Source organism: Spiribacter curvatus (assembly GCF_000485905.1).
Lineage (GTDB): Bacteria > Pseudomonadota > Gammaproteobacteria > Nitrococcales > Nitrococcaceae > Spiribacter > Spiribacter curvatus.
The window spans coordinates 1,887,194-1,913,539 of the sequence record NC_022664.1; the positions used below are offsets into that span (position 1 = coordinate 1,887,194).

Below are 26,346 nucleotides of genomic sequence, written 5' to 3' on the forward strand. Positions count from 1 at the left end.
GGCATGCGAGTGCGACTCCTGAGTGCACAGTGGTTACTGGTGATCACCCTGTGGGTGATCGGTTCGACGACCGCCACCGCGACCGACGAGCCGCGGATACTGGTTCTCGGCGACAGCCTGTCGGCCGCCTACAACATGCCGACCGGTTCAGGCTGGGTGGCCCGCCTGTCGGATCACCTGGGCGCCGATGCCGAGGTGGTGAACGCCGCGATCAGTGGCGCGACCACCGCCGGCGGCCGGGCGCGACTCCCTGACGCCCTCGATACCCACCAGCCGTCGATCGTCATCATCGCGCTGGGCGGTAACGACGGCCTGCGCGGCATCTCACTGGCCGCGATGCGCGATAACCTGATCGCGATGATCGAGCAGGCGCGCGGCGCTGACGCCCGTGTCATTCTCGCCGGCGTCCGACTGCCCTCGAATTATGGCAACGCCTTCATCGAGCGGTTCCGTGGCGTCTACCGCGAGGTCGCGGCGCGCACCGACGTGAGCTATATCCCGAAACTCCTCGAGGGCGTCGCCGGAGCGCCCTCGCTGATGCAGGCCGATGGCATCCATCCCAACGAAAAGGCCCAGCCCATCATCCTCGAGACAGTGCGGGCCGCCCTTGATCCGATGCTCGAATCGGGCCCCGCAGCGCGGTCGGCAGATTGACGGTCATGGTCAGCGGGAGATGGTCGGAGAGCGGGGCATCCAGCACCGCCACCGTCTCCACCGCGAGACTCGGGGTGACAAGGATATGGTCGATATTACGGGCCGGACGCCAGCTCGGGTAGGTCGGCATGTCGTTGACCGGCTCGCGCAGGCCGGTTTCGGCAAAGAGGTAGCGCAGCTCGGGACTGGTCGAATGGCAGTTGAGATCACCCATGACGATGGCGTGCTCTTCATCGGCGATGCACTCGGCGATATAGGCGAGCTGGCTCAGCCGGGCGCGTTGACTGAGCGCGAGGTGCAGCAGTACCACCACGAGATCCGCCGCCGGCGTCGAGAATCGCACCAATAACGCCCCACGCCCGGGGATGCGCCCGGGCAGCCGATGCTCGGTGACCGCCGTCGCCGGCATCCGGCACAGCAGGCCGTTGCTGTGCTGGGCAAAGCGGCCGAGCGGCCGGTTGGTCTGGATGTAGCGATGTGGAAAGGCCGCGGTCTCGGCCAGAAACGCGGTCTGATCAACAAACCCGCTGCGCAGGCTGCCGGCGTCGAGCTCCTGGAGGCCGACCAGGTCGAACTGGCTGATGGTCTCGGCGATACGCCGCAGGTTGGGCACACGGCCACTGTCCGGCAGCACGTGCCGCCATCCCCGCGTGAAGTACTGATGATAGTAGCGGGTCTCGATCCCGGCCTGGATGTTGTAGCTCATCAGCCGCAACCGCGCCGGCAATCGGGCCCCGGCATCCGCGGGGCGATCGCTCACCGCTCAGCCGTCGCCGGATTCAGTGGCCACCAGTGAATCCGCCACATCCAGCATGTCCTGCTGCCCGCCGGCCTCGCGGACGTCCACCAGGTACTGGCCGGCAACACCGATGGACGGCGTCCCGCGGACCTTATAGGCGTTGGCGAGGCGCTCCGCCCGGTTGAGGCTGGAGCTGACCGCGAACGAGTTCAGCGCATCCATCACCTCGCGCTCACTGACATCCGCGACGCTGGCGTAGAACGCGGCGACGTCTTCATGGCTCTGGAAAGCGCGGCCTTCGTCATGAATGGCGGTGAATAGCGCCCGATGCGTCTGATCGAGGATCTCCAGCGCCTCGGCGGCGTAGTAGGCCCGCGCCAGAACGGCCCAGCTGTCGCGACCGAAGGTGATCGGTGTATGGATCACCTCGACCCGATCGGCGTTGGCCGCGGTCCAGTCGCTGAGCAGCGGCTCGAATTGGTTGCAGTAGCTGCAGCCGTAGGAGAAAAACTCCCGCACCTGCACCCTGCCGGCGTCAGTGTCGGTGGACTGGGGCGTATCCAGCACGCGATAGCCCTGCTGCGCCACGGCCGTGGTCGAGCCCAGCCCGACGATGAGGCACAGCAGCGCCAGCGCAGCGCCGGTGAACAGGCGGGTGGATCGTGTCATTGGCATCGATGGGCTCCGTTGATCGTCAAAGCACACTCTACCCTACAGCTCGCCGTAGGAGTGCAGGCCCGAGAGGAACATATTCACGCCCAGGAAGGCGAAGGTCGTGACGAACAGCCCGATCACCGCCCACCAGGCCATGGGCGTACCGCGCAGGCCCTTGGTGTAGCGCAGATGCAGCCAGGCCGCGTAGTTGAGCCAGACGATCAGCGCCCAGGTCTCCTTCGGATCCCACGACCAGTAGGCCCCCCAGGCCTCGGCCGCCCATAGTGCGCCAAGGATGGTGGCCACGGTGAAGAACGCGAAGCCGAGCGCGATGCTGCGATAGCTCACATCGTCGATCTGCTTGAGGGTGGGCAGGCGCTCGGCCCACTTGCTGTCATCGGGCACCCGTGCCCGGATCAGATAGGCGACACCGAGCATCGCGGCGATGGCAAAGCAACCATAGCCGATGAAGTTGGTGGGCACGTGGATTTTCATCCAGTAGCTCTTCAGCGCCGGGACCAGCGGTTCGATCTGCGAGGCGCCCCGGTCAAAGTGGTACCAGAGCAGAAAGCCCACCGAGGCGGTGATCACCAGCAGCACGAAAAACCCCATGGAATAGGTCTGCTGGGCCTTTTCGTAGTAGAGGTAGATCAGCGCGGTGATGACCGCGAACAGCACGAACACCTCATAGAGGTTGCTGACCGGGATATAGCCGATGCCCCCGGCGAACAGATGCGTCTCATGCCAGCGCACCAGCAGGCCCACCAGGCCGGCACCGGCGCCGAACCAGGTCAGCGTCGAGGCGACCCGGCCGGTGAAGCGGTGGCCGGTGAACAGCGAGACGCCGTACGCCAGTGTGGCCGCCGGGAACAGCGCGCTCATCCACATGATCGCCGACTGGCTGGAGAGCAGGTACTGCAGGAAGAAATCCGTCTGCGCGACCTCCAGCGCCGGGTAGCGCATGACCGCGAACAGGCTCAGCGAGCAGACCGCGGCCATGTAGGTCTTCGAGGCGCTCCAGTGCCAGCCGATGCCGATCATCACCCCGGCGGTGAACAGCGTGATCACCACCTCGTAGCCATTCATGACATCACCGAGCACCTGGAAGGTGCCGGCGGTGGCCGCCGCCACCAGGGCCGCCCAGGCCCAGTCACCCGCCGTCAGCCGCTGCCACAGCGACGGTCGGCGCATCTGGCGGTACATTTCCTCGCGTGAAGCAACCATATCCCTAACCTCGGTCCGTTTGATCGCGGTCGACCTGTTCATCGACCGCATCCGCCAGTTCCCCGAACTCCCTGGCAAAGGCCTCGGGCTGGCGCTGATTGGCACCGGCCACCAACAGGTCGGCGCCGCCGTCGTCCCGCGGGGTCACCAGCGCCCAGACGCGCCGGTGGGAGACGTAGAAAAGCAGGAACACCCCGAGCGTCAGCATAGCGGAGCCGGCGTAGACCACATTCTTGCCCGGCGCGCGGGTGATTTGAAGCCCGGTGGCCTGACGATGATCGAAATGATCGATGCTGAAGATCACCGGCGCGCCATAATCAGCCACCGTGGAGACGGCATTGATGGCATCCTCGAAAAAGGTCCGCTGGTCGGCATCCGTCTGCACCATCGATAGCTGCACACCCTGCCGCGCCGCGAGCGTCTCGCGATAGAGCTCGAAGAGGGTGCGCTGAAGCACCGAGCGGGAGAACTCAAGCAGCATCTCGGGGCGATTCGAACCGGCGACACGCGCCTCGAGCTGGCGATTCACCGCGCCGAAGCCACCCTCAAGCAATGTCGCGATCATATCATCCGCGGTACCGGCCACCCGTGTGCCGAGATCGGAGTTGGCGACGCCCATGCGCGCAAGCAGTCCATCCGCGGCCCGGCGGGCCGCCTGCTCGACGCGGTTGGGATCGTCCAGTGCGGCATAGAACTCAGTGAACGTCTCCATCGAGACCGCGTCGTCAGCCGGGACATGCAGATAGCGGAAGCGCTCGCCGGGGTTGCCGCGTACGCCGTGGAGGTAATACCAGCGCCCGTTGATCTCCACCGGCGCCATGTAGGTATGGAACTCACGCGCCTGACCGGCCTCGTCGCGGAGCGTGTAGTTGAACGACGGGCCCACATTACGGAATTCGTCACGGGCGCCGGTCCGCTCCACGGCGCGCGGATCCGGATTGACGTTGAAGAGCTGGAAATCATCGATCTCCATCGTCCGCGCCATGCCGCCGAGCTGCAGGCGCAGATCCTCGAACACGCGGCCATCCACTGGCATTGATGCCCCGGAGCCATCGAGGATGTGGCCGGTGAGCTCAAGGGCGGTGCCCCCGTCGGTGAACGACGCCTGATACAGGGTATGCCCACGGTGGGTCAGTGGCTCATTGACCGAGATGGTTTCACGGATCGGCTCGTCGAGCTTCGGATCATGGATGACCAGATCACTCTCGTAGCTGCTCGGCATGCCATTGGGGTAATGGTCGATCCGGAAGTCCTCGAGATAGATCTCGAAGGGCAGTTCCTGGACCAGATAGCCATCGCGCACCTGCAGAAAGGTCACGCCGCTGTTGCTCTGCTCAGGGATGGTGACGTTACCGCGGAATGAACCACTCTCAGGCGGCAGCCAACTCTCGCCAGGCACCTGGGAGACCGGCAGGTCACGGGTTTCGATCTGCAGATCACCGACCATTTCCCGGATCTTAAGGCCGATGTTGCCGTCGATGAGCGCGCCGACCGCGATCACTACCACGGCGACATGGGTGAGGACATAACCTGCGCGCGTGGCACCGCCTTTCATGCCCGCAAGGATGACCGTGTCACCGCGCACTTCGCGCCGGGTGCGATAGCCATAGCCGCGGAACGCCGAGTCGGCGAGCAGCTCGGCGTGATCCGCGTCCATGCCGGCCTGCCAGCGCCGATGATTGGACAACGCCATGAGTGAGCGCTCACGCACGTGGGTGCGATAGCGGGTGACCTCGCGCCAGACACTGGGGATGTGGCGGCTGACGCAGACCCCGGTGGAGACGATCAGAAAGCCCAGAATGCCCAGAAACCAGGCGGCCGAGTAGACATCGTAGAGATTCAGGGCCTTGAACACCTCGAACCAGAACGGTCCGAACTGAATGAGGTATTCGTTGTAGGGATTGTTCTGGGGCAGGACAGTGCCGATGATCGAGGCAATGCTGACCACCACCAGCAGGGTGATCGCCAGGTTCATCGATCCCAGGAATTCAAGCCATATGCTGCCGGAGCGCCGCCGGCCGCGCCGCTTCGGCCCCGAGGGGCTGTCTGTTACTGTTGCAGCATCCTGGACCATTGAATGCCCACCTGTCCGCTATCGATCTTATGATACCCCGCAGCGACGGCTGGTTTAACCATCCGCCAGCGGGGGAATGACCATCGTTCGCGAACTATTCGGCTGCAATGTCCGTCGGGTAGAGGCCGCGCACGTAATTGGCCACCGCCTGAATCTCTTCGTCGTCGAGCTTCGAGGCGATGTCGTTCATCAATCCGGCCTGCCCATAGCCTGAGCGCTTGCCGGACTGATACAGCCCCAGCTGCTCGATGGTGTACTCCACCTTCTGGCCGCTCAGGCGCGGGTAGCCGCTATTGGGCACGCCCATGCCACCGGGGCCGTGACAGCTCACGCAGGCCGGCACGCCCTTCTCGTCGATGCCGCCCATGTAGATGCTGCGGCCGGTGCTGAGCAGCTCCTCCGGGGTTTCGCCCAGTTCCGCATCCAGCTCGGAGAAGTACACGGCGAGATCCGCCATCGTCTGCTTGTCGAGCCCGGCGGCCTGGCCCAGCATGATCGCATTCTCACGCTCACCGGACTTGTAGAACTGCAGGTGGTCGTAGATATAGTCCGCGTGCTGGCCGGCCAGGTTGGGATAATTGGGCACGACACTGTTGCCCTGTTGCCCGTGGCATGCAGCACAGCTCGACGAAGCCGCCTTGCCCCGTTGGGGATCGGCGTTCTCGAGCTGGGCATGGGCCGCACCGCTCATCAGGAGCAGCGCCGTGAGCGCGGATAGCAGCTTAACGATCATGATGTCCGATAGTTCTTGGATAGAATGGCTTTATACCAACGCCCCCACGGGGGGTCAATTCAATGGTTCAGGATTCAACGATGACACTAGACTACCGCCGGGCGCAATTCCTCCTGTCCGCCGTCAGACCCGAGCAGTTGCCGGCGGACCGCGGCGACGAGGTGGCATTCGCGGGGCGCTCCAACGCCGGCAAATCCAGCGCGCTCAATGCCATCACCGACCAGAAGCAGCTGGCCCGCGTCAGCAAGACACCCGGCCGGACCCAGCAGATCAATGTCTTCCCGCTCACCGACGAGGCGAACGGCGCACGGCTCATCGATCTGCCGGGGTATGGTTATGCCAGAGCGCCCGCCTCGGTGCGCGAGCACTGGCAGCGGATCCTGCCGCAGTACCTGGAAAGCCGGCAGAGCCTGCGTGGACTGGTCCTGATCATGGATATCCGCCATCCGCTCGGCCCGTTGGACGAGCAGATGCTGACCTGGTGCGAGGCGGCCGGGCTGCCCGTGCATGTGCTACTCAGCAAGGCCGACAAGCTCGGCCGCGGCCGCGCCGGGAACACACTAAAGGCGGTCCGGCGGGGCACCCAGGCGATCTGTCCGCTCGCCACCGCGCAGCTGTTCTCATCGCAGACACGCCATGGCGTCGACGACGCCCGTCGCCAGCTCGATCAGTGGTTCGGAGCATAAAAAACCCCGGCATCCAGGGGGGTATGGATACCGGGGACGATTGACCCGGCCGAGGGGGGGGGTTACGACCGGGTCACTCTGACCCGCACCCAAGGGAGGGGGTCGCGGGCCGCGCCGGGCACTGACGCACTTATAAAGACAGTACCCGCGGCAGCGAAGTTCAGTGGGCCGTATCCCAATCGTCACCGATGCCGACTTCCACCTCCAGGGGTACGTCGAGATCGGCGGCCGCGGCCATGAAACCGCGGATCCGCTCGCCCACCGCGGCCTCGTCACCCGCTGGCACCTCGAGCACCAGCTCATCGTGGACCTGCATGACCAGCGTCGCATCCGGATGCTCCCGGGTGATCCAGTCATCCACGGCGATCATGGCCCGCTTGATGATGTCCGCCGCGGTTCCCTGCATGGGTGCATTGATGGCGGTACGCTCGGCGTACTGGCGGCGCTGATTGTTGCGACTGTTGATCTCGGGCAGATAGAGCCGGCGGCCATACACCGTTTCCACATAGCCCTGCTGATGGGCGGTCTCCCGGGTCCGGTCCATGAAAGCCCGCACGCCGGGGTAGCGCTCGAAGTAGCGATCGACGTAGGCCTGCGCCTCGCCACGCTCGATGCCGAGCTGGCGGGCGAGCCCCCAGGCCGACATGCCATAGATCAGGCCGAAGTTGATGGCCTTGGCGGCGCGGCGCTGATCGCCGCTGACCGCCGCTGCCTCGCCGCCGAACACCTCGGCGGCGGTGGCCGAGTGAATATCAAGCCCTTCGGCGAACGCCCGTCGCAGCCCATCGTCGCCGGAGAGGTGGGCCATGATGCGCAGCTCGACCTGGGAGTAGTCCGCCGCCATCAGTCGATAGCCGGGTGTGGGCACGAAGGCGCGGCGGATGCGCCGGCCCTCGGGCGTGCGGATGGGGATGTTCTGCAGGTTCGGATCCGACGACGACAGTCGCCCGGTGGCCGCCACCGCCTGATGGTAGGAGGTATGCACGCGCCCGGTCTGCGGATTGATCAGGCTCGGCAGCTTGTCGGTGTAGGTCGAGCGCAGCTTCGAGACGCCGCGGTAGTCGAGGATCAGCCGCGGCAGATCATGGCCCTGGGCGGCCAGCTCCTCGAGGACCGACTCGGCGGTGGATGGCGCCCCCTTGGGTGTTTTCGCGAGTACCGGCAGCCCCTGGCGCTCGTAGAGGATCTCCTGGATCTGCTTGGGCGAGCCGAGATTGAACGGGCCACCGGCCGCTTCGTGGGCCTGAGCCTCGAGCTGCTGCATGGTCTCGGCGAGCTCCCGGCTCTGTGTCGCCAGCAGCCCGGCATCGACGCGCACACCGGTGCGCTCGATGCGCGAGAGCACCGGTAGCAGGGGCAGCTCGATGGACTCGTACACCGCCCTCGGCCCGGCGCGCTCGGCGAGCGATGGCCACAGCGACTCGTGCAGCCGCAGCGTGATGTCGGCGTCCTCAGCGGCATAATCCACCGCCTGATCAAGCGCCACCTGATCGAAGCTGATCTGTTTGGCGCCCTTGCCGGCCACCGCCTCATAGCCGATCGGCCGGTAATTGAGATACTTCTGCGCCAGCGAGTCCATGTCGTGGCGCGCGGCGGTGGCATCCAGGCAGTACGACTCGAGCATGGTGTCGTGGACGACGCCGCGCAGGGTGATGCCGTGGTTGGCCAGTACGCTCATGTCGTATTTCAGGTTCTGCCCCAGCTTGCCCGCCGCCGGATCCTCGAGCAGCGGCTTCAACCGGGCGAGCGTGGCGTCGCGATCGAGCTGCTGGGGTTGATCCGGGCCGCAATGCGCGAGCGGCAGATAGGCGGCCTCGCCCGCGGTCACCGCGAACGACACACCGACCACGCGGGCGCGCATGTAATCGAGGCTGTCGGTCTCGAGGTCGAAGGCGAAGAACGGCGCCGCGGCGAGCCGCTCGAGCCATGCCGCCAGATCGCCCTCGGTCTGGATGCAGTGATAGGCGGCCTGGGGATCGGCGGGGTCGTGATGCGCGGTCACCGCGGCCGGCTCGGCGGTCTCGGTGGCATCGGCCTCGATCTCGCGCAGCCAGGTGTTGAAGCCAAGGCCCCGGTAGCGTCGCGCCAGCTCGTCGCGGTCGGGGCGCTCGAGCCGGATCGCCAGCGGCGCCAGGGGCAGCTCGACATCGCAGTGGATGGTCGCCAGCTGTCGTGAGAGATCGAGCTCGTCGAGATGCGCGCGCAGGCTCTCGCCGACCTTGCCGCCGATCGCCCCGGCATGGGCACGGATGCCGTCGATGGACTGGTACTGGGTCAGCCACTTGGCAGCGGTCTTGGGCCCCACCTTGGGGACGCCGGGGATGTTGTCCGAGGTATCGCCCACCAGCGCCAGGTAGTCGATGATCTGCTCCGGGGGCACGCCGAACTTCTCGACCACCGCGTCGCGATCCAGGAGGGTATTGGACATGGTGTTGAGCAGCGTGACCCCGCCGTTGACCAGCTGCGCCATGTCCTTGTCGCCGGTGGAGATCAACAGCGTCAGCCCCTCGTCCCGGCCGCGCACGGCGAGCGTGCCGATCACATCATCCGCCTCGACGCCACCGACCTCGATCAGCGGCAGGCCCATGGCCCGGACAACGGCCTTGAGCGGCTCGAGCTGGGCGGCGAGATCATCGGGCATGGGCGGGCGGTTGGCCTTGTATTCGGCGAACAGCGCGTCCCGGAAGGTCTTGCCCGGGGCATCGAAGACCACGCCCATGTGTACCGGGCGGTAGTCCTCGATCAGTCGCCGGAGCATGCTGATCACCCCATAGATCGCGCCGGTGGGTTCACCCGCTGCATTGGTCAGGGGCGGCAGCGCGTGATAGGCCCGATAGAGGTAGGACGAACCATCCACCAGCAACAGGCGCTTGTCGGGGTCACTCATAGCAGTCCTAGATCCGTTCCAGATTGGCGTAGGCGGCGACCAGCCACTTGGTGCCCGCGCTGTTGAAGTTGACCTGGATGCGGGCGTTGGGGCCATTACCCTCACAGTCGAGCACGATCCCCTCGCCGAAGCGACTGTGCTGGACGCGCTCGCCGAGGCCGAACTCGGCCTCGGTGGCGGTGGCGGCGCCCTCCCCCGGACCGGTCCCGGCGGCGGTCGGGCCGGTCACCGAGAACCGCGCCCGCACCTCATCCACCAGCGCCGGCGGCAGCTCGCGGATAAAGCGTGAGGCGATGGCGAAGTCGTCCCGCCCATGCAGGCGGCGGCGCTCGGCGTAGCTGATCAAAAGCTGCTGCCGGGCCCGGGTGATGCCCACGTAGGCGAGGCGGCGCTCCTCCTCGAGCCGGCCCGGCTCCTCGACGGACATGCGATGCGGGAACAGTCCCTCCTCAAGCCCGGCCAGGAACACCACCGGGAACTCAAGCCCCTTGGCGGAGTGCAGGGTCATCAGCTGCACGCAGTCCTCCCAGGCGCCGGCCTGTCCCTCACCCGCCTCCAGCGCGGCATGGGCAAGGAACGCGGTGAGCGGCTCCATCTCCGCCTCGGCGGTGTTGTCCTGTTCGAAGTTGCCGGCCGCGGTGATCAGCTCGTCGAGGTTTTCAAGCTTGTCCTGAGCCCGCTCCGATCCGTCCTTGCCCAGGTGCGCGCGCAACCCGGTCCGGGTCAGCATCGTCTCCATACACTCGGGCAGGGATGCCCCGGCGGTGTCCGCGGCCAGCCCATCGATCAGATCCAGAAACGCCCGCAGGGCATTGCCGGCACGGGCGGGCAGCCCGCCGCCATGAGTGACCAGTCCACGTGCCGCGGCCCAGAGGCTGATCCCCTGATCGCGGGCGGCGATCCGCAGGGTCTCAACGGTGCGATTGCCGATCCCCCGGGTCGGGGTATTGATGATCCGCTCGAGCGCGGCGCTGTCGTCGCGGTTGGCCATCAGCCGCAGGTAGGCGAGGGCGTCCTTGATCTCGGCGCGCTCGAAAAAGCGCAGGCCCCCATAGACCCGATACGGAACGCGCCGGGCCATCAGCGCCTCCTCGAAGGTCCGTGACTGGGCGTTGGAGCGATACAGGATGGCGATATCACTACGCGCCAGGCCCTGTTCGTCGACCATGGCCATCAGCCGCTCCACCACGAACCGCGCCTCGTCCTGCTCGTTGAACGCGGCATAGAGGGCGATGGGCTCACCGGCCTCGCCCTCGGTCCAGAGCTTTTTGCCCAGACGGTCGCTGTTGCGGGCGATCAGCGTGTTCGCGGCGTCAAGGATGGTGCGGGTCGAGCGGTAGTTCTGCTCGAGCCGCAGCACGCGGGTGTTGGAGTAGTCCTTGCGAAAGCGCTCCAGGTTCTCCACCCGGGCGCCGCGCCAGCCATAGATCGATTGATCGTCATCGCCGACGATGAACACATCCGATTCCGGCCCGGCCAGGAGCTTGAGCCACTCGTACTGGATGCCGTTGGTGTCCTGGAACTCATCCACCAGCACATGGCGGAAGCGACGCCGGTAGTGGCCCAACAGCTCGAGGTGGTTCTGGAGCATCTCCACGGTGCGCAGCATCAGCTCGGCGAAATCCACGACGCCGGCACTGCGGCAGGCCTGCTCGTAGGCGGCGTAGACCCGCGCCATCTGCCCGGTGTAGGGGTCGGCGCTGTCGAGGTCTTCGGCGCGCTCGCCGGCGTCCTTTCGGGCGTTGATGAAGCCCTGCAGCTGACGCACCGGCCAGCGGTTCTCGTCGAGCTCCAGATCGCGCATGATCCGCTTCACGAGCCGGCGTTGATCCTCACTGTCGAGGATCTGAAAACCCTGCGGCAGCCCCGCCTCCTGCCAGTGCAGGCGCAGCAGCCGGTGGCTGAGGCCGTGGAACGTGCCGACCCAGAGCCCCGAGCGGCTGATACCAAGGCGCTCCTCGATGCGCCCGCGCATCTCGGCGGCGGCCTTGTTGGTGAAGGTGACCGCCAGCAGATTCCAGGGCGTGGCCCCTTCCACCCGGACCAGCCAGGCGGCCCGGTGGGTGAGGACGCGGGTCTTGCCACTGCCGGCGCCGGCAAGGACCAGGGCGTGGCCCAGCGGCGCACTGACGGCTTCACGCTGGGCGGGGTTGAGCGGGTCGATCAGATCGGATACATCCATCGCTCAGAGTATATCAGCGTGCCCCGGGACTAGGTGACGGACAGCGCCCTCACCGGCGGCAGATCGCGGATGAGCTCGGCCAGGGCGCTGACGACCGGTTCACGGGCACAGCCACGACGCCGATAGATGGCCAGTTCCCGCACGGGTGGCGTACCCGAGAACGCCCGCACCGCGAGTCCCTCGGTCTGGGCGCCGGCGGCCTGGACGGCAAGGGTCGGCAGCAGGGTGGCGCCGGCGCCGGTCGCCACCATCTGGCGCAGGGTCTCAAGGCTGGTGGCGCGAAAGTCCTGCTGCTGGCGGGCGCCCACCCGCGAGCAGAAATCCAGCGCCTGATCGCGCATGCAATGACCCTCCTCGAGTAGCAGCATCGGGGTGGCGTCGAGATCGTTCCGGCCGATACTCGACTGCGCCGCCAGCGGATGATCCGCCGGCAGCGCCACCTCGAACGGCTCCTTGAACAGCGACTGGGCGATCAGCCCCTCGTCAGGGACCGGCACGCCCATGATCGCGGCGTCGAGGGTGCCCTCCTGCAGCCGCTCGACCAGCCCGCGGGTGCGCTCCTCGTGGAGTAACAGCCGCAGCTTGGGGTACTGCGCCTGCAGGACCGGGAAGAGGTGCGGGATCAGATAGGGCCCCAGCGTGGGGATGATGCCGATGCGCAGGTCGCCACTCATTGGATCCCCGGCGGTGCGGGCGACGCTGACCAGATCATCGACCTCGTTGAGCACCTGACGGGCGCGCTCGGTGATCATCCGACCGATGGGGGTGACCAGCACCCGCTTGCTGGTGCGCTCAACGAGCTGGACGTCGAGATAGGCCTCGAGCTTTTTGATCTGTGTGCTGAGGGTGGGCTGGCTGACATAGCAGGCGGCGGAGGCGCGGCCGAAGTGCTGATGATCGGCGACAGCCACCAGATAGCGCAGGTCACGGAAGTTGATATGGTTCATGGGCGGATCTCGATATCTCCCGCAAGTTCAAGCCACAGCCGCCGATAGGCCTCAGTGGCAGTGGCGCGTGGGGCGAAGGCCGCCAGGGGCTGGCGGTGGACGCTCATCTGTTCGATGTCGGTGCTGTAGGGGATCCCGGTGCGCAGGCAGTGGCGCAGCGAGGTCGGTGGTGCCTCCGACCAGCGCCGGTGGAGCCCGCGGCGGCGGTCGACCATGGACAGGAACGGTCGCAGCGTATCGCGACCGTAGCGGCCACGATCGAAGCGCGCCACCATCTGCCGCCAGGCGTTGAGGGACAGCGGCGCCGGGATGAGCGGGCAGAGCACCCGGGTCGCCACCCGGACCACCGCATCGGCGAGCCGCGAGAAACTCGGTGGGCAGTCCAACACCACCAGCCCATAATTCTCCGAGAACGGCTGCAGGAGCCGATCAAGCAGCCGCGCGCCATCCTTGCCCTTGTCGATGAGATCATCCAGCTGGCGCAGCGATCCGTCTGCGGGCAGGAGATCGAGATAGGTCTGCCGGGTGCGGACCGTCTCGCGGCCGATGGGGGACTTGCGCCGGAACAGCTTCGCCGGCGGCCGGGCAAGGCCTGGCGCGGCGCCGACACACCAGGTCGCCGCCGCCTGGGCATCGAGATCCCAGAGCAGGGTGGGCACCCCGGCGCGGGCCGCCTGATCGGCGAGGTTCACCGCCGTGGCGGTCTTGCCCACACCGCCCTTGAGATTGTGGAGCGCAATGATGTCCATTAACCGGCTGACCCTCTCCATTCAAGGGTCATTCTAGCGTGCCGGCGCGGGATCCGTCCCGCGCGCTCCGCACTGCCGGCCGGCGGCTGCGCTCAACGCCTGTCGAGACAGCTCACCAGGCGCTCGCTGAGCTGGTTGATCAGGGCGGTATAGAAGCCGTTCCCGACGGCGACATCACTGCCGAGCGGATCGAGGACACCCGTGCGGGCATCCGTCTCATCGAGCACCGTGTCGACCAGCTGTGGATTGAACTGCGGCTCGGCGAATACGCACTGTACGTCGTGACGGTCGACAACGGTCCGGATCGAAGCGATATGGGCCGGCCCCGGATCGCCGGCATCACTGAGCGAGATCGCGCCCACGGTGTTCATACCAAAGCGCCGCTCGAAGTACTGGTAGGCGTCATGGAAAACGATAAAGGGCACATCCGAGACCGGTTCCACTGCCGTGCGGATGTCCGCCATCATCGCCTCGATATCCGCTTGAGCGGCCTCGGCATTGGCTCGGTACTGGTCGGCATGGGCGGGATCCTCCGCCGCCAGGGTCGCGGCGATCACATCCAGCCAGTGAATGGCATTGGCTGGATCCAGCCAGGCATGTGGGTCGGTACGCTCATGACCGTGATCGTCGTGGCCCCCATGATCCCCGTGATCGTCATGACCGTCGTGACCCGGATCGTCATCTCCCCCGGCCTCGGCGAGCACACGGTCACGGAAGGCATAGCGCTCCGTGCCCTCGGTATGCAGCAAAGCCACCGCGCGGGCCTCACCGGCGAGGTTATCCAGCGCTCCGGTCAACCAGGGCGTCAGCGCGCCACCGACCCAGAACACCACATCGGCCGATTCGAGGGCACTGGCGTCGGATGGGCGCAGGGAATAGTCATGCGGTGATGCGCCGGGCTGGATCACCAGGGCAGGTTCAGCCACCCCGTCCATCACCTGGGTGACCAGCGAGTGGACCGGTGCGACGTCGGTGGCCACCTGCGGCGCAGCGGATACCGGCGCCGCCACGGCGCTCGCCATCAGTGCGAGGGACCACGCCATCCGGCGCGTCCAGTCGAGTGGGTGCGGGCCATTCATGAGGCTGCTCCTTTGGGTAACGAATGTAATGATATACTATAACATCAATATTCCGCTTTTCGAGGCCCCTCGGCTATGGCACTGTCAGCGCCCATCATGACGCACCCACAGACCCCACTGATCGAGGCGCACGACCTCAACGTCCGCATCGGTGGCAACGCCATCCTCGAGGACATCACCCTGTGCCTGCGCGCCGGTGAGATCGTCACGGTGGTCGGGCCCAATGGCTCGGGGAAATCGACCCTGCTGCGGGCGCTGATCGGCGCGCTCGCCATCGATGGTGGCCACATCCATAAGGCCCGCGACCTGCGCCTCGGTTATGTCCCGCAGCGGCTCCATATCGATCCGACGCTGCCGCTCAGCGTGCGGCGGTTCCTCAACCTGCCGCGCCGCCATCACCGGGCCACCATCGATCAGGCGCTGGAGCAGGCGGGCATCCCGGGCCGGGCAGACGCGGCGCTGGCCTCGCTCTCCGGCGGTGAGTTCCAGCGTGCACTGATGGCACGGGCATTGATCGATGAACCCAATCTGCTCATGCTCGATGAGGCCTCACAGGGCCTGGACCAGACCGGTACCGCCGATTTCTATCGCCAGCTTGAGCACATCCGCGACCGCCTCGGCTGTGGAATCCTGCTGGTCAGTCACGATCTTCATGTCGTGATGCGCGCCGCTGACCGGGTGATCTGCCTCAACCATCACATCTGCTGTCAGGGGCGGCCCGAGGCGGTGACGGCCGCGCCGGAATACCGCGCGCTGTTCGGCACCGATGATGAGACGGCGCTGGCGATCTTCCGCCATGATCCCCATCACCACCCCCATGCCCCGGCGGCGGAGGATGACGATGCTGGATGACTTCATGGTGCGGGCTACCCTCGCCGGTCTGGGTGTGGTGCTGGCCGCGGCGCCGCTGGGCTGCTTCGTGGTATGGCGGCGGATGGCGTTTTTCGGCGCGGCGACCGCCCATGCCGCGGTGCTTGGCGTCGCCCTCTCGCTCGCGCTGTCGCTGTCGGTATTCGTCGGTGTGCTGGCGGTCTCCCTGTTGATGGCGGTCACGGTCAGCCTGCTCAGTGACCGCGGCTATGCCATGGATACACTGCTGGGGGTCATGGCCCACTCGTCGCTGGCTTTTGGGCTGGTGGCGGTGTCGTTCCTGAGCGATGTACGCATCGACCTGATGGCCTACCTGTTCGGCGATATCCTTGCCGTCGGCCGCACCGACCTGGCGATTATCTGGACCGGATCGCTGCTGGTGCTGGGACTGACCCTATGGCGCTGGCAGTCACTGCTACTGGCCACCGTGAGCACGGAAATGGCCCATGCCGAGGGCATCGACCCGAGTCGGGAGCGTCTGATCCTGACCGTGGCACTGGCGATTGTGGTGGCGGTGGCGATCAAGGTGGTGGGCGTGTTGCTGATCGCCGCCCTGCTGATCATCCCGGCCGCCAGCGCCAGGCCGTTCAGCCACACGCCCGAGCGCATGGCGCTGATCGCCGCGATGATCGGGGCGGTCTCGGTGCTGGGCGGCATGTGGGGATCGTGGCACCTCAACACGCCCACCGGCGCGAGTATCGTCTGTGTGGCCGCGATCCTCTTTGTGGCGCTCAACACGCTGGCGCGCAGCCTGCCCCGCCGCCACGCCGGCGTTTGACACGACCCCCCGCGGCTGGGAGCGTAAAAGAACAAGCCACAACCGCAATGGAGCACGCTGGAATGGATAATCCCAAGATCGATGAATCCCTTGGCAATGCGCTTTTCAAGGCGACCGCCGATCACTCACTGAACGCCATCACCATCACCGAGGCCGCCGAGGACGGCAGCGCCGGTCCGATCATCTACGTCAATCCGGCGTTCACCGAGATCACCGGCTATACGGCCGACGAGGTACTCGGCCGCACCCCGGGCATGCTTCAGGGGCCGAAGACCGAGGCCGCCGTCCTCCAGCGCCTGGGCGAGCAGATCCGTCGCGGCGAGGTATTCCACGGCGAGACGGTCAACTATCGTAAGGACGGTAGCGAGTTCATCCTCGAATGGAAGGTCGTGCCGGTCCGTCAGGACGGGCAGGTCACCCACCATGTCGCGGTCCAGTACGACGTCACCGGCCGGATCTGAACAACCGCCGCCGCATCCACCCCTCAACCAACAGGAGTCACATCATGGAAGTCCTCTACACCACCACCGGCACCGCCAACGGCGGCCGCGACGGACGCGCGGCCATCAGCGACGGCTCGCTGGATGTCACGCTCACCGCACCGAAGGAGCTGGGCGGTCCCGGCGGCGACGGCACCAACCCCGAACAGCTGTTCGCCTGTGGCTATTCGGCCTGCTTCCTCGGGGCAATGCAGTTCGCAGGGGGTCAGGCGGGGATCAAGGTCCCCTCCGAGACCCAGGTCACCGCCAAGGTCTCGCTGGGCAAGCGCGACGATGGTCAGGGCTTTGCCATTGGCGTCGACCTGTCGGTTGACCTGCCCGGCGTCGAGCGGGCCGAGGCCGAGAGGCTGGTGGAGGCCGCCCATGTGGTCTGCCCCTACTCCTACGCCACGCAGGGCAACATCGACGTCACGACCACGCTCGCCTGAACGCGATCGTGACATCACCGCCGCCGGGTCGTTGATCCGGCAGCGGTTCAGCCGCCCGCCGTCACCGTGACGGTCAGCGTTCCCATCCCCTCGATCCGCCCGCGCAGCCGGTCACCCGGCTCCACCGGACCGACGCCCGCCGGCGTCCCGGTCATCACGATATCCCCCGCGGCCAGGGTGAACCGGGCCGAGAGTGTGGCGATGATCGCCGGTAGCTTCCAGATCTGCTGGTTGAGATCACCGCGCTGGCGGGCCTCACCATTGACCTCCAGCACCATGGCACCGTGAGCGGGATCGCCGCACTGATCGGCGCGCCACAGGGGCGAGCAGGGCGCGGCGTGATCGAATGCCTTGGCGTCAATCCATGGCCGGCCCCTGGCCTTGGCCTGTGCCTGCAGGTCACGGGCGGTCATATCCAATGCCACGCCATACCCCCACACATGCTCCATCGCCCGCGCCTCGGGGATATCCCGCCCGCCGGCACCGAGAGCGACCAACAGCTCGAGCTCGTGGTGGACATCAGCGCTCTGGCGGGGATAGGGGAAGCGGCCGTCGGTGCACAGGTCCTCCGGGTTTTTCTGGAAGAAAAACGGCGGTTCGCGATCCGGATCGTGCCCCATCTCGACGGCATGATCGGCGTAGTTCCGCCCGACGCAGTACACCCGCCGAACCGGGAATGATCCGCCGCCGCTCACCGGCAGCATGACGCGCGGCGGGACCGGAATGACCGGCCCATCGTCGTGATGACCCGGTGCCGTCACAGCATCTGCTCCCCGGTGTCGCGCGCCGGCGTCACGCCGGTGGTCATCCATGCCTCACCCGCGTCGAGCGATGCCCGCTCGAGGCGCCAGCGGAACCGATAGAACCCGCCATCGCAGTCGCGCACCCGGACCCGGTAGAGGGCACGGCCACGCCCCTCGTCAAGGGTGATGATCTCGGCGCTGGCGTGGTTGATGAGAACGCCGTAGCCCGGTCCCTTGAGCATGCGCTTGAAGCGCGGCAGCGGGCCGGTGACCGAACGGTTATCGGGATGGGCAAACGCCCAGACCTGTTCGATGCCGGCATCGGGCGTGGGACTGTCGTTGTCACTGAGTGCCTGGAGCTGGATATCGACGACCTCCCGCGCGGTAAGATCAGGACCGGGCGTGGCGGGCTCGCTGGCAACGGCGGCGGTGGTGAGGAGGACACTGGCCATCAGGCCATGAAGCGGACGGGCATAGGGCATGGCGATTGATCCTTGAGCTGATGAACACCACTGTGTGACAACACGGTTCCGATATTCTTCGACATCGGGTTAGAGTGCAAACATCAAGGCTGGCGAATGAACGCCGGGAGAGTCATGGTCAAAACCAGCGCAACCGCGATGATCCGCCGACCCACTCCCGTGGTGTTTTCGTTTGTCGTGGACGACTTCGTCCATAACTACCCACGCTGGTCGCCCGAGGTCAAAAGCCTCAAACCGCTGTCCGAGGGTCCGCTGGTCAAGGGCTGGCGGGGCCGTCAGATGCGCGTCGATCAGGGCCGCCGGACCACGACCGATTTCGAGGTAGTGGCGCTGGAGCCGCATGAGCACATCGGCTTTCAGGGCGTGAAGGATCCCTATTACATCGATTTCTGGTTCACCGCCGAAGGCGACGGTATTACCCGACTGACCTTTCGATTCGAGCTCGGGCAGCTGGGCCTCGCCTTCCGGCCCTTCGAGAAGCTCATCACGCACGCGGTCCAGACCGGCGTCGACCGCGTCGCCCGCAACCTCAAACAACTGGTGGAATCGGAGACGCCCGATCCCGCTCGTGCCCCGTCAGGAGAGCAGTGATGGAATTCACCCCCGAGAAAGACACCGGCCTGATCCCCAATGTCCTCACCCAGATCCTCGATACCTGCGTGAACGGCATCACGCTGTCGGATCCTGACCAGCCGGACAACCCGATCGTATTCGCCAACAAGGTCTTTGAGGACATGACCGGCTACGAGCAGGACGAGATCATCGGCCGCAACTGCCGGTTCCTGCATGGTGATGACCGCGATCAGCCCGGGCTGGAGTCGATCCGCGAGGCGATGCGCACGGGCTCGCGTGTCGAGGTGGTACTGCGTAATTACCGCAAGAGCGGGGAGCTCTTCCATAACCAGCTGACCGTCCAGCCATTGCGCGACGAAAACGGCCAGCTGATCTACTACCTGGGCGTGCAGTACGACATCACTCCGATCGTAACGGCTCGCGAGGAGGCGGACCGGATGGCGGCGCTATTCGAAAAGGGCGAGGATTCCACCCCCTCATAACGGCGCGCCGGCTAGGCCCCCGGATGCAGGAAGAATAGCGCGCTGGCGATGGCGATCATGACCGCGGCGTAGGGCAGGTTCCAGCGCAGTAGGTCCAACGGACGCAGGCTGTAGGCGCCCTGCAGGGCGAGGTTCATGGCGGATAGCGGGCTGACCGCCACGCCGATGCCCCAGGCGGCGAGAAAGCAACTCGCCAGCAGACTGGGGTTGGGATCGAGCGGCGCCACAACGGCCGCAGCCGCCGCGACACCGATCACTGGATGCACCCCGACGATGGAGAGCGCGACCAGTACCGTCAGCAGCAGCCCTGCCTGGAGTCCACCGAACTGCTCGAAGGGCAGAGCGACCCCGGTCACCGACACCAGACTCATCAGGCCGGCTGCCATGACGCCGGCGGACAGGAACAGCACCAGCTCGCCACGCATCGCCGGCAGGCCGCGCCGCACATGATCCCCCAGCGTCTGACCGGGGCGCGAATCGGTGAGGAGCAGGGTAACGGCCGTCACGCTCGGTGCCAGCAGCGCGATCAGACCCAGTACCGACAGCGATGGCCGCCAGCTGTGTGCCAGCAGGATCGCAACCCCCAGCAGGCCGGGCAGCCAGAGACTGCCGAAGTTGATCGGATAGCCGTGGAAGGCATCGACATCCAGCGCGCTGACATCACGGAACGTCAGCGCGAGCGCCGCCAGCGCCAGGGGCCCGCCAAAGGCCAGCAGCAGCGGCAGTCGCGCACCCGGCGCGTAGGTCAGCGCCGCGGCCATGGCGGCAAAGAACGGTGACCAGAAAGCGGCGCTGCCAAACCCGCGGACCAGCGTGATGGCCTGCTGGCGCGTCAGGGTGTGGCCATCGCTCATGCGCCTTGCCATGATGAACACGGTGGGCAGGTTCACCACCGATCCGAACAGGTGCACCCCGGCCAGCGTATTGACGAGGCTGCGCCGACCCGGCGGCGCCTCGGCCGACGCCGCGGTGGGCGGCACGGCGATCAGGCGCAGAAAACTCACCGCCCCCAGCATGGCGATCAGCAGGGCATTGCCGGCGACGGCGGTGTGCCAGTCCACCTGGCCGTCGGCGAAAAACCCGGCCGCCAGTCCCAGTCCGCCGACGGCCAGCAGGACACTGGCCTGAATGCGGACCCGGCGCGGCACATCGCGCCAGAGGATGACACCGGCCAGCCAGGCCGGCAGCCCGGCGGCCAGCAGTGGCACCACACCGGTGAGACTGGCGACGGCGCTGAGCGCGATGCAGGCCGTCAGTGCCAGCCCCGCGACCGTCGCCAGAACCGGCTTAAGGGGCAAGATCGTCGGCGGTGATCACTCCGTCGTCGTTGCGATCCAGGTCATCCAGCCAGGTTTCGGTGCCGTTGATGAATTCGGCGCGCTGGACCCGGCCGTCGCCATTGGCATCCGAGGCCGGCAGACTCATGCCGTCGGTAATCCGCTCCATCAGCTCGCGGGCCTCGCCCTCGTAGCCGGCCACGTCGCCTTCCCGCGCGGCATCGAAGGCCTCGTACTCGCTGGCGTCGAGGACGCCGTCGCCGTTGCGGTCAAAGCTGTTGAATACCCGTCCACGCATGGTCTCGAGCTCCTCGAGCGTGGCGGTGCCATCGCCGTTCAGGTCCCAGACACCGAGGAAGCGCTCGGCCGGCGGCATCTGAGCCGACTCCTCCGAAGCGAGGGCCGGAGCGGCGCTGAGTACCCCGGCCACGAACAGCGCGGTGATTGATTGACGCATCATTGATCTCCTTTGTTCGGGGTCACTCCACCGTGACCGATTTCGCCAGATTGCGCGGCTTGTCGACGTCGGTGCCCTTGAGCACTGCGACATGGTAGGCGAGGAGCTGGAACGGCACGCTGTAGAGCAGCGGGGCCACCGCCTCGTCCACCGATGGCAGGGCAATCACCTGACAGTCGTCATAGGCTGCCGGGGCCGCGGCCGGATCGGCGAACACGTAGAGCCGTCCGCCCCGGGCCCGAACCTCCTGGAGGTTGGACTTGAGCTTTTCCACCAGGTCGTTGTTGGGCGCGGCCGTGACCACCGGCATATCCCCATCCACCAGCGCCAGCGGGCCGTGCTTGAGCTCGCCGGCAGGATACGCCTCGGCGTGGATGTAGGAAATCTCCTTGAGCTTGAGCGCCCCCTCCATGGCGATCGGGTATTGCGTTCCCCGGCCCAGGAACAGGGCGTGGTGCTTGTCGATGAAGGCCTCGGCGAGGGTCTCAATGCGCGATTCGAGATCCAGCACCGTCTCGATCTGTCGCGGGATCTGGCGCAATGCCCGTATCAGGCGCGCCTCCGCCTCACGGTCCATGCCATGGGCCCGGCCGGCGGCGATGACCGTCAGCAGCAATGCGGTGAGCTGGGTGGTGAAGGCCTTGGTGGAGGCAACGCCGATCTCTGGGCCGGCCCGGGTCATCATGACCAGATCGGATTCACGGACCAGCGAGCTCTCGGGAACATTGCAGATCGCCAGGGTCGCCCGATAGCCGAGGGTCTTCGCTTCGCGCAGGGCGGCAAGGGTGTCGGCGGTCTCCCCGGACTGGGACAGAGTGACGAACACCGTCCCCGGCGCGACCACATGGCGGCGGTAGCGGAATTCGCTGGCCACCTCGACGTCGCAGGGCAGCCCGGCGATGGACTCGAACCAGTAGCGTGCGACCAGACCGGCGTGATGGCTCGTCCCGCAGGCGACGATCTGGATGCGCTGGGCATCGGCCAGTAATTGCGTCGCTGCCGGTCCCAGGGCCTCGGGCAGGATGCGATCATCGGCCACGCGACCCTCAAGCGTCTCCGCCACGGCATTGGGCTGCTCGTGGATCTCCTTGGCCATGAAATGCCGGAATGCCCCGCGCTCAACGGCATCGGCCGTCAGATCAGAGGTGCGGATCGGGCGCTCGACGGCGTGACCGTTGGCATCAAACACCCGCACGGATTGGCGGGTGAGCTCGGCGACATCCCCTTCCTGGAGGTCAATGAAACGGCGGGTCACTGGCAGCAGGGCGGCGACATCGGAGGCAATGAAATGCTCGCCGATACCCACCCCGATCACCAGCGGACTGCCCCGCCGCGCGACGATCAGACGCTGTGGATCACGCCGGGCGATCACCCCCAGCGCATAGGCGCCGGTGAGTTCGGCGATCACACCCTGCGTGGCGGCGAGCAGGTCGTCACCGCCCTCGAGCCGCTCGTGGACGGCGTTCACCACCGCCTCGGTATCGGTCTGCGATTCAAAGGTATAGCCCACCGCGGTCAGGCGATCCCGCAGGGCCTCATGATTCTCGATGATGCCGTTATGGACGATCGCCACCTCGTCGCGGGCGACATGGGGGTGGGCGTTGGCCTCGGTGGGGGCACCATGGGTGGCCCAGCGGGTATGGGCGATGCCCACGCCGCCGCTGTGGGGCGCTGCTGCCTGGGCGTCGGCGAGGGCCGCCACCTTGCCGACGGCCCGGTGGCGATGCAGGTCGCCGGCGGCATCGAGCAGGGCCAGCCCGGCGGAGTCATAGCCGCGGTATTCGAGGCGACGCAGCCCCTCCAGCAGTATGGGCGCGACATCCCTTTCCGCGATCGCTCCAACGATTCCACACATTCGGCTTCTCCCCTGTCGAACTATCCGTCCCGGTCGGCGCCCCAGCCGGGGATCTGGCGAACCTGGCCACGATCCACAGCGAGACTGTCGGCGGCGACATCGTCACGCAGTGTGGTGCCGGCACCGATCGTGGCGCCGGCGGCGATATGCAGCGGCGCCACCAGCGCGGTGTTGGAGCCGATGAAAACCCCGTCATCCACCTGCGTGACATGCTTGTCACGACCATCATAGTTGCAGGTGATCGTCCCCGCGCCCACGTTCACGTGGGCGCCCACCCGGGCATCCCCCACGTAGGAAAGGTGATTGATTTTACTGCCCGCACCGATCCGGGCCTGTTTGACCTCGACGAAATTGCCGACCCGGGCCCCCGTTGCCAGTGTCGTACCGGGGCGCAGCCGTGCGAAGGGCCCGATCCGGCAGTCGCGGCCGATCGCCGCTGACTCGATGTCGCAGTGCGCGAGGACCTCGGTGCCTGACCCAAGCGTGCAGTCCTGCAGTCGGGTGAACGGACCGATCCGGACGTCATCCCCCAGGCTCACCTCACCCTCGATGATGGCATCGACGTCGATGGAACAGTCATGGCCCACCGTGAGCGTTCCACGCAGGTCAAAACGCGCTGGGTCGGAAAGGCCAAGGCCCTGATCGCGCATCAGGGCCTGTGCCTGGCGCTGCTGGCAGGCCCGTTCCACCGCCGCCAGCTGCTCGCGGTCATTGACGCCCTGTACCTCACGCGGATCGCTGCAGGTCACCGGGCGTACGCTCCAGCCCTCGTCGTGGGCCATGGCGATGCAGTCAGTCAGGTAATACTCACCCTGGGCGTTACCGGTATGAAGCCGTTCCAGCCAACGGCGCAGCGGACCGGCGGGCAGGCAGAGCAGACCGGTATTGATCTCGCCGATGCGCTGCTGCTCGGGTGTCGCATCCTTTTGCTCGACAATGCCACTGACCAGTCCCGCGCCATCACGGAGGATCCGCCCATAACCCCGGGGGTCGTCGAGAACCACCGTGAGCAGCGATACCCCCGGCTGGGCCTCGGCCACCAGCGCCTGCAGCGTCTGCGGTCGTGTCAGCGGCACATCGGCACAGAGCACCAGCACCTGATGGGCATCGGGGATGTGCGGCAGCGCCTGCTGGACGGCATGGCCCGTTCCCAGCCGCTGGGCCTGGTGAACCCAGTGCAGGTCCGGATCGGGGAACGCGGCGCGCACCGCCTCGCCACCGTGGCCGTGGATGACGTGGATGGATTGCGGGTTGAGCGGCCGGGCGGCATCAAGCACATGACCGAGCATTGAGCGCCCGGCCACGGTCTGGAGCACTTTGGGCGTGTGAGAGCGCATACGCTTGCCCTCGCCGGCGGCGAGGACAATGATGCTGAGTGGTGGACTGGACATGGGACTCCTTCCCGCCCGAAGGGGCCGTCCAGCCGGGATCAGGTCCGGTTGGCGGTCTTGCGGAGCTTCTGGATGGTGCGCAGCTGGGCCGCGGCCTCGACCAGCTCGCCCTGGGCCCGGGCGTAGTCGATCTCACTGCTTCGATTGGCGAGCGCTTCCTCGGCGCGCTTCCGCGCCTGCTCAGCGGCGGCCTCGTCGATATCGTGGGCGCGGGTCGCGGCGTCGGCGAGCACCGTCACCACGTCCGGCTGGATCTCCATGGTCCCACCGGAGACGTAGTAGAACTGATCCGCCCCGAACTCGTCGCGCACCGTCACCTCACCGGGCTGGAGCTGGACGAGCATGGGGACATGCCGCGGATAAATGCCGACCTCGCCACCGACGGCACGCGCCACGATGAATGTCGCCGCGCCGGAGTGAATGGACTCCTCGGCGCTGACGATGTCGATATGCATGGTAATGCCCATAGCGGCCTTCCCTTACAGGTTGCGGGCCTTCTCGACGGCCTCGTCGATCGTGCCGACCATATAGAATGCCTGCTCCGGCAGATCATCGTGCTCGCCATCCACGATCGCCCGGAAGCCACGGATGGTCTCCTTGAGGCTCACGTACTTACCCGGCGAACCGGTGAAGACCTCGGCCACGAAGAAGGGCTGCGACAGGAACCGCTGGATCTTCCGCGCCCGCGTCACGCTCTGCTTGTCCTCTTCGGAGAGCTCGTCCATACCGAGAATGGCGATGATGTCCTGCAGCTCCTTGTAGCGCTGCAGCACCTGCTGGACGTCCTGCGCCGTGTCGTAGTGCTCCTTGCCGACCACCTGCGGATCGAGCTGACGCGAGGTGGAGTCGAGCGGATCGACGGCCGGGTAGATGCCCAGCTCGGCGATGGAGCGGGCCAGCACGATGGTCGCATCCAGATGCGCGAAAGTGGTGGCGGGCGACGGGTCCGTCAGGTCGTCGGCCGGCACATAGACCGCCTGGATGGAGGTGATCGAGCCCTTCTGGGTCGATGTGATGCGCTCCTGCAGGACGCCCATCTCCTCGGCCAGGGTCGGCTGGTAGCCCACCGCGGACGGCATGCGGCCGAGCAGCGCCGAGACCTCGACACCGGCCAGGGTGTAGCGGTAGATGTTGTCGATGAACATCAGCACGTCACGACCCTCGTCACGGAAGAACTCCGCCATGGTCAGGCCGGTCAGCGCCACGCGCAGACGGTTACCCGGCGGCTCGTTCATCTGGCCGTAGACCAGTGCCACCTTGTCGAGGACGTCGGAGTCCTTCATCTCGTGATAGAAGTCGTTGCCCTCACGGGTCCGCTCACCGACGCCGGCGAACACCGAGTAACCGGAATGCTCGATGGCGATATTGCGGATCAGCTCCATCATGTTGACGGTCTTGCCCACACCGGCGCCGCCGAACAGGCCGACCTTGCCGCCTTTGGCGAATGGGCAGAGCAGGTCGATGACCTTGATGCCTGTCTCGAGCAGCTCGGTGGATCCGGCCTGCTCCTCGTAGGACGGAGCCTTGCGATGGATCGGCCAGCGCTGCTCGGCGCCGACCTCACCCACCTGGTCCACGGGCTCGCCAAGCACATTCATGATGCGCCCGAGGGTCTTCTCTCCGACCGGCACAGAAATCGGTGCCCCGGAGTTGGTCACCTCGACACCGCGCTGGAGGCCGTCGGTGCTGCCCATGGCGATGGCCCGAACGACGCCGTCGCCGGTCTGCTGCTGCACCTCGAGGACCAGATCATTGGCCTTGATATCGAGTGCGTCATAGATCTTCGGGACGGCGTCGCGGGGGAACTCAATGTCCACCACGGCACCGATGATCTGGACGACCTTTCCTGAACTCATAGCGCGGTTCCTCTTCGCGAAAGCGTTGTATTCGGTTGTGGTTCGC

Annotated in this window: 26 protein-coding genes; 8 read left to right on the forward strand and 18 right to left on the reverse strand. The window is 66.4% G+C overall.

The window, feature by feature from the left end:
- Positions 1-3 precede the first annotated feature (3 nt).
- On the forward strand, positions 4-654 hold the full coding sequence (locus tag SPICUR_RS09270) for an arylesterase (protein WP_023368347.1): 651 nt from the start codon (positions 4-6) through the stop codon (positions 652-654).
- On the opposite strand, the gene SPICUR_RS09275 is transcribed toward SPICUR_RS09270, so the two are convergent.
- The 5 genes from SPICUR_RS09275 to SPICUR_RS09295 form a co-directional block, all read right to left on the reverse strand.
- On the reverse strand, positions 581-1,414 hold the full coding sequence (locus SPICUR_RS09275) for an endonuclease/exonuclease/phosphatase family protein (protein WP_023368349.1): 834 nt from the start codon (positions 1,412-1,414) through the stop codon (positions 581-583). The genes SPICUR_RS09270 and SPICUR_RS09275 overlap by 74 nt on opposite strands.
- A gap of 3 nt (positions 1,415-1,417) precedes the next feature.
- Positions 1,418-2,062 (reverse strand): thiol:disulfide interchange protein DsbA/DsbL, encoded by a 645-nt coding sequence (locus SPICUR_RS09280; RefSeq protein WP_023368351.1) that lies wholly within the window; start codon positions 2,060-2,062, stop codon positions 1,418-1,420.
- A 42-nt stretch (positions 2,063-2,104) separates the two neighbouring features.
- Positions 2,105-3,271 (reverse strand): c-type cytochrome biogenesis protein CcsB, encoded by a 1,167-nt coding sequence (gene ccsB, locus SPICUR_RS09285; RefSeq protein WP_023368353.1) that lies wholly within the window; start codon positions 3,269-3,271, stop codon positions 2,105-2,107.
- A 4-nt stretch (positions 3,272-3,275) separates the two neighbouring features.
- On the reverse strand, positions 3,276-5,246 hold the full coding sequence (locus SPICUR_RS09290; protein ID WP_023368355.1) for a cytochrome c biogenesis protein ResB: 1,971 nt from the start codon (positions 5,244-5,246) through the stop codon (positions 3,276-3,278).
- 193 nt (positions 5,247-5,439) lie between these two features.
- Positions 5,440-6,078, reverse strand: coding sequence for a c-type cytochrome (locus SPICUR_RS09295; RefSeq protein WP_023368357.1), 639 nt, complete (start codon positions 6,076-6,078; stop codon positions 5,440-5,442).
- Positions 6,079-6,158: 80 nt separating this feature from the next.
- Between SPICUR_RS09295 and yihA the strand changes: the two genes are divergently transcribed.
- The gene (gene yihA, locus SPICUR_RS09300) at positions 6,159-6,764 is read left to right on the forward strand and encodes a ribosome biogenesis GTP-binding protein YihA/YsxC (protein ID WP_023368359.1); all 606 of its coding nucleotides are present in this window, start codon (positions 6,159-6,161) and stop codon (positions 6,762-6,764) included.
- Between the two features lie 160 nt (positions 6,765-6,924).
- Here the strand turns inward: yihA and polA are convergent, their stop codons facing one another.
- From polA to SPICUR_RS09325, 5 genes are all read right to left on the reverse strand, one after another.
- Entirely contained in the window at positions 6,925-9,651 is a 2,727-nt protein-coding gene (gene polA, locus SPICUR_RS09305) for a DNA polymerase I (protein WP_023368361.1), read from the reverse strand.
- 7 nt (positions 9,652-9,658) lie between these two features.
- Positions 9,659-11,833 (reverse strand): DNA helicase II, encoded by a 2,175-nt coding sequence (gene uvrD / locus SPICUR_RS09310; protein ID WP_023368362.1) that lies wholly within the window; start codon positions 11,831-11,833, stop codon positions 9,659-9,661.
- 29 nt (positions 11,834-11,862) lie between these two features.
- Positions 11,863-12,780, reverse strand: a complete 918-nt coding sequence (locus SPICUR_RS09315; RefSeq protein WP_023368365.1) for a LysR substrate-binding domain-containing protein — start codon at positions 12,778-12,780, stop codon at positions 11,863-11,865.
- Positions 12,777-13,550, reverse strand: coding sequence for a ParA family protein (locus tag SPICUR_RS09320; protein WP_237220333.1), 774 nt, complete (start codon positions 13,548-13,550; stop codon positions 12,777-12,779). Before SPICUR_RS09320 ends, SPICUR_RS09315 begins: the two co-directional genes overlap by 4 nt.
- Before the next feature lie 71 nt (positions 13,551-13,621).
- A complete protein-coding gene (locus tag SPICUR_RS09325) occupies positions 13,622-14,608 on the reverse strand; it encodes a zinc ABC transporter substrate-binding protein (protein ID WP_023368369.1) in 987 nt (328 codons plus the stop codon).
- 96 nt (positions 14,609-14,704) lie between these two features.
- Here SPICUR_RS09325 and SPICUR_RS09330 point away from each other — a divergent pair, with 96 nt between their 5' ends.
- From SPICUR_RS09330 to SPICUR_RS09345, 4 genes are all read left to right on the forward strand, one after another.
- Positions 14,705-15,460, forward strand: a complete 756-nt coding sequence (locus tag SPICUR_RS09330; RefSeq protein WP_041382600.1) for a metal ABC transporter ATP-binding protein — start codon at positions 14,705-14,707, stop codon at positions 15,458-15,460.
- Positions 15,450-16,256, forward strand: coding sequence for an iron chelate uptake ABC transporter family permease subunit (locus SPICUR_RS09335; protein WP_041382602.1), 807 nt, complete (start codon positions 15,450-15,452; stop codon positions 16,254-16,256). Before SPICUR_RS09330 ends, SPICUR_RS09335 begins: the two co-directional genes overlap by 11 nt.
- 62 nt (positions 16,257-16,318) lie before the next feature.
- A complete protein-coding gene (locus SPICUR_RS09340; RefSeq protein WP_023368375.1) occupies positions 16,319-16,717 on the forward strand; it encodes a PAS domain-containing protein in 399 nt (132 codons plus the stop codon).
- A gap of 44 nt (positions 16,718-16,761) precedes the next feature.
- Complete coding sequence (locus SPICUR_RS09345; protein ID WP_023368377.1) at positions 16,762-17,184, forward strand: organic hydroperoxide resistance protein; 423 nt, start codon at positions 16,762-16,764, stop codon at positions 17,182-17,184.
- Between the two features lie 47 nt (positions 17,185-17,231).
- Here SPICUR_RS09345 and SPICUR_RS09350 read toward each other — a convergent pair whose 3' ends face one another.
- Positions 17,232-17,945 (reverse strand): fumarylacetoacetate hydrolase family protein, encoded by a 714-nt coding sequence (locus tag SPICUR_RS09350; RefSeq protein ID WP_023368379.1) that lies wholly within the window; start codon positions 17,943-17,945, stop codon positions 17,232-17,234.
- Entirely contained in the window at positions 17,942-18,409 is a 468-nt protein-coding gene (locus SPICUR_RS09355; protein ID WP_023368380.1) for a DUF4864 domain-containing protein, read from the reverse strand. Before SPICUR_RS09355 ends, SPICUR_RS09350 begins: the two co-directional genes overlap by 4 nt.
- Positions 18,410-18,523: 114 nt before the next feature.
- Here SPICUR_RS09355 and SPICUR_RS09360 point away from each other — a divergent pair, with 114 nt between their 5' ends.
- Positions 18,524-19,000: an SRPBCC family protein gene (locus SPICUR_RS09360; RefSeq protein WP_023368382.1), complete on the forward strand. Its 477-nt coding sequence runs from the start codon at positions 18,524-18,526 to the stop codon at positions 18,998-19,000.
- A complete protein-coding gene (locus SPICUR_RS09365; RefSeq protein WP_023368384.1) occupies positions 19,000-19,464 on the forward strand; it encodes a PAS domain-containing protein in 465 nt (154 codons plus the stop codon). Before SPICUR_RS09360 ends, SPICUR_RS09365 begins: the two co-directional genes overlap by 1 nt.
- Positions 19,465-19,475: 11 nt before the next feature.
- Here SPICUR_RS09365 and SPICUR_RS09370 read toward each other — a convergent pair whose 3' ends face one another.
- Genes SPICUR_RS09370 through atpD form a run of 6 tightly spaced genes read right to left on the reverse strand, consistent with a single transcriptional unit; the run spans position 19,476 to position 26,300 of the window.
- Entirely contained in the window at positions 19,476-20,762 is a 1,287-nt protein-coding gene (locus SPICUR_RS09370) for a hypothetical protein (RefSeq protein ID WP_023368386.1), read from the reverse strand.
- The gene (locus tag SPICUR_RS09375) at positions 20,752-21,201 is read right to left on the reverse strand and encodes an EF-hand domain-containing protein (protein WP_023368388.1); all 450 of its coding nucleotides are present in this window, start codon (positions 21,199-21,201) and stop codon (positions 20,752-20,754) included. The genes SPICUR_RS09370 and SPICUR_RS09375 overlap by 11 nt, the downstream gene beginning before the upstream one ends.
- A 19-nt stretch (positions 21,202-21,220) precedes the next feature.
- Positions 21,221-23,053: a glutamine--fructose-6-phosphate transaminase (isomerizing) gene (glmS, locus tag SPICUR_RS09380; protein ID WP_023368390.1), complete on the reverse strand. Its 1,833-nt coding sequence runs from the start codon at positions 23,051-23,053 to the stop codon at positions 21,221-21,223.
- Positions 23,054-23,073: 20 nt separating this feature from the next.
- The gene (gene glmU / locus SPICUR_RS09385) at positions 23,074-24,444 is read right to left on the reverse strand and encodes a bifunctional UDP-N-acetylglucosamine diphosphorylase/glucosamine-1-phosphate N-acetyltransferase GlmU (protein ID WP_023368392.1); all 1,371 of its coding nucleotides are present in this window, start codon (positions 24,442-24,444) and stop codon (positions 23,074-23,076) included.
- Positions 24,445-24,482: 38 nt separating this feature from the next.
- Positions 24,483-24,911, reverse strand: coding sequence for a F0F1 ATP synthase subunit epsilon (locus SPICUR_RS09390; RefSeq protein ID WP_041381903.1), 429 nt, complete (start codon positions 24,909-24,911; stop codon positions 24,483-24,485).
- 12 nt (positions 24,912-24,923) lie between these two features.
- The gene (atpD, locus tag SPICUR_RS09395; RefSeq protein WP_023368397.1) at positions 24,924-26,300 is read right to left on the reverse strand and encodes a F0F1 ATP synthase subunit beta; all 1,377 of its coding nucleotides are present in this window, start codon (positions 26,298-26,300) and stop codon (positions 24,924-24,926) included.
- Positions 26,301-26,346: the final 46 nt, after the last annotated feature.

Bases quoted from the DNA above. Each gene is read 5' to 3' on its own strand.
- SPICUR_RS09320 (WP_237220333.1), bottom strand. From the start codon at position 13,550: ATGGAGAGGGTCAGCCGGTTAATGGACATCATTGCGCTCCACAATCTC.
- ccsB (WP_023368353.1), bottom strand. From the start codon at position 3,271: ATGGTTGCTTCACGCGAGGAAATGTACCGCCAGATGCGCCGACCGTCG.
- SPICUR_RS09390 (WP_041381903.1), bottom strand. From the start codon at position 24,911: ATGGGCATTACCATGCATATCGACATCGTCAGCGCCGAGGAGTCCATT.
- atpD (WP_023368397.1), bottom strand. From the start codon at position 26,300: ATGAGTTCAGGAAAGGTCGTCCAGATCATCGGTGCCGTGGTGGACATT.
- SPICUR_RS09360 (WP_023368382.1), top strand. From the start codon at position 18,524: ATGGTCAAAACCAGCGCAACCGCGATGATCCGCCGACCCACTCCCGTG.
- SPICUR_RS09365 (WP_023368384.1), top strand. From the start codon at position 19,000: ATGGAATTCACCCCCGAGAAAGACACCGGCCTGATCCCCAATGTCCTC.
- SPICUR_RS09270 (WP_023368347.1), top strand. From the start codon at position 4: ATGCGAGTGCGACTCCTGAGTGCACAGTGGTTACTGGTGATCACCCTG.
- SPICUR_RS09290 (WP_023368355.1), bottom strand. From the start codon at position 5,246: ATGAACCTGGCGATCACCCTGCTGGTGGTGGTCAGCATTGCCTCGATC.
- SPICUR_RS09295 (WP_023368357.1), bottom strand. From the start codon at position 6,078: ATGATCGTTAAGCTGCTATCCGCGCTCACGGCGCTGCTCCTGATGAGC.
- SPICUR_RS09315 (WP_023368365.1), bottom strand. From the start codon at position 12,780: ATGAACCATATCAACTTCCGTGACCTGCGCTATCTGGTGGCTGTCGCC.
- SPICUR_RS09325 (WP_023368369.1), bottom strand. From the start codon at position 14,608: ATGAATGGCCCGCACCCACTCGACTGGACGCGCCGGATGGCGTGGTCC.
- SPICUR_RS09340 (WP_023368375.1), top strand. From the start codon at position 16,319: ATGGATAATCCCAAGATCGATGAATCCCTTGGCAATGCGCTTTTCAAG.
- SPICUR_RS09375 (WP_023368388.1), bottom strand. From the start codon at position 21,201: ATGATGCGTCAATCAATCACCGCGCTGTTCGTGGCCGGGGTACTCAGC.
- yihA (WP_023368359.1), top strand. From the start codon at position 6,159: ATGACACTAGACTACCGCCGGGCGCAATTCCTCCTGTCCGCCGTCAGA.
- glmS (WP_023368390.1), bottom strand. From the start codon at position 23,053: ATGTGTGGAATCGTTGGAGCGATCGCGGAAAGGGATGTCGCGCCCATA.
- SPICUR_RS09355 (WP_023368380.1), bottom strand. From the start codon at position 18,409: ATGCCCTATGCCCGTCCGCTTCATGGCCTGATGGCCAGTGTCCTCCTC.
- glmU (WP_023368392.1), bottom strand. From the start codon at position 24,444: ATGTCCAGTCCACCACTCAGCATCATTGTCCTCGCCGCCGGCGAGGGC.
- SPICUR_RS09345 (WP_023368377.1), top strand. From the start codon at position 16,762: ATGGAAGTCCTCTACACCACCACCGGCACCGCCAACGGCGGCCGCGAC.
- uvrD (WP_023368362.1), bottom strand. From the start codon at position 11,833: ATGGATGTATCCGATCTGATCGACCCGCTCAACCCCGCCCAGCGTGAA.
- SPICUR_RS09330 (WP_041382600.1), top strand. From the start codon at position 14,705: ATGACGCACCCACAGACCCCACTGATCGAGGCGCACGACCTCAACGTC.
- SPICUR_RS09335 (WP_041382602.1), top strand. From the start codon at position 15,450: ATGCTGGATGACTTCATGGTGCGGGCTACCCTCGCCGGTCTGGGTGTG.
- SPICUR_RS09280 (WP_023368351.1), bottom strand. From the start codon at position 2,062: ATGACACGATCCACCCGCCTGTTCACCGGCGCTGCGCTGGCGCTGCTG.
- polA (WP_023368361.1), bottom strand. From the start codon at position 9,651: ATGAGTGACCCCGACAAGCGCCTGTTGCTGGTGGATGGTTCGTCCTAC.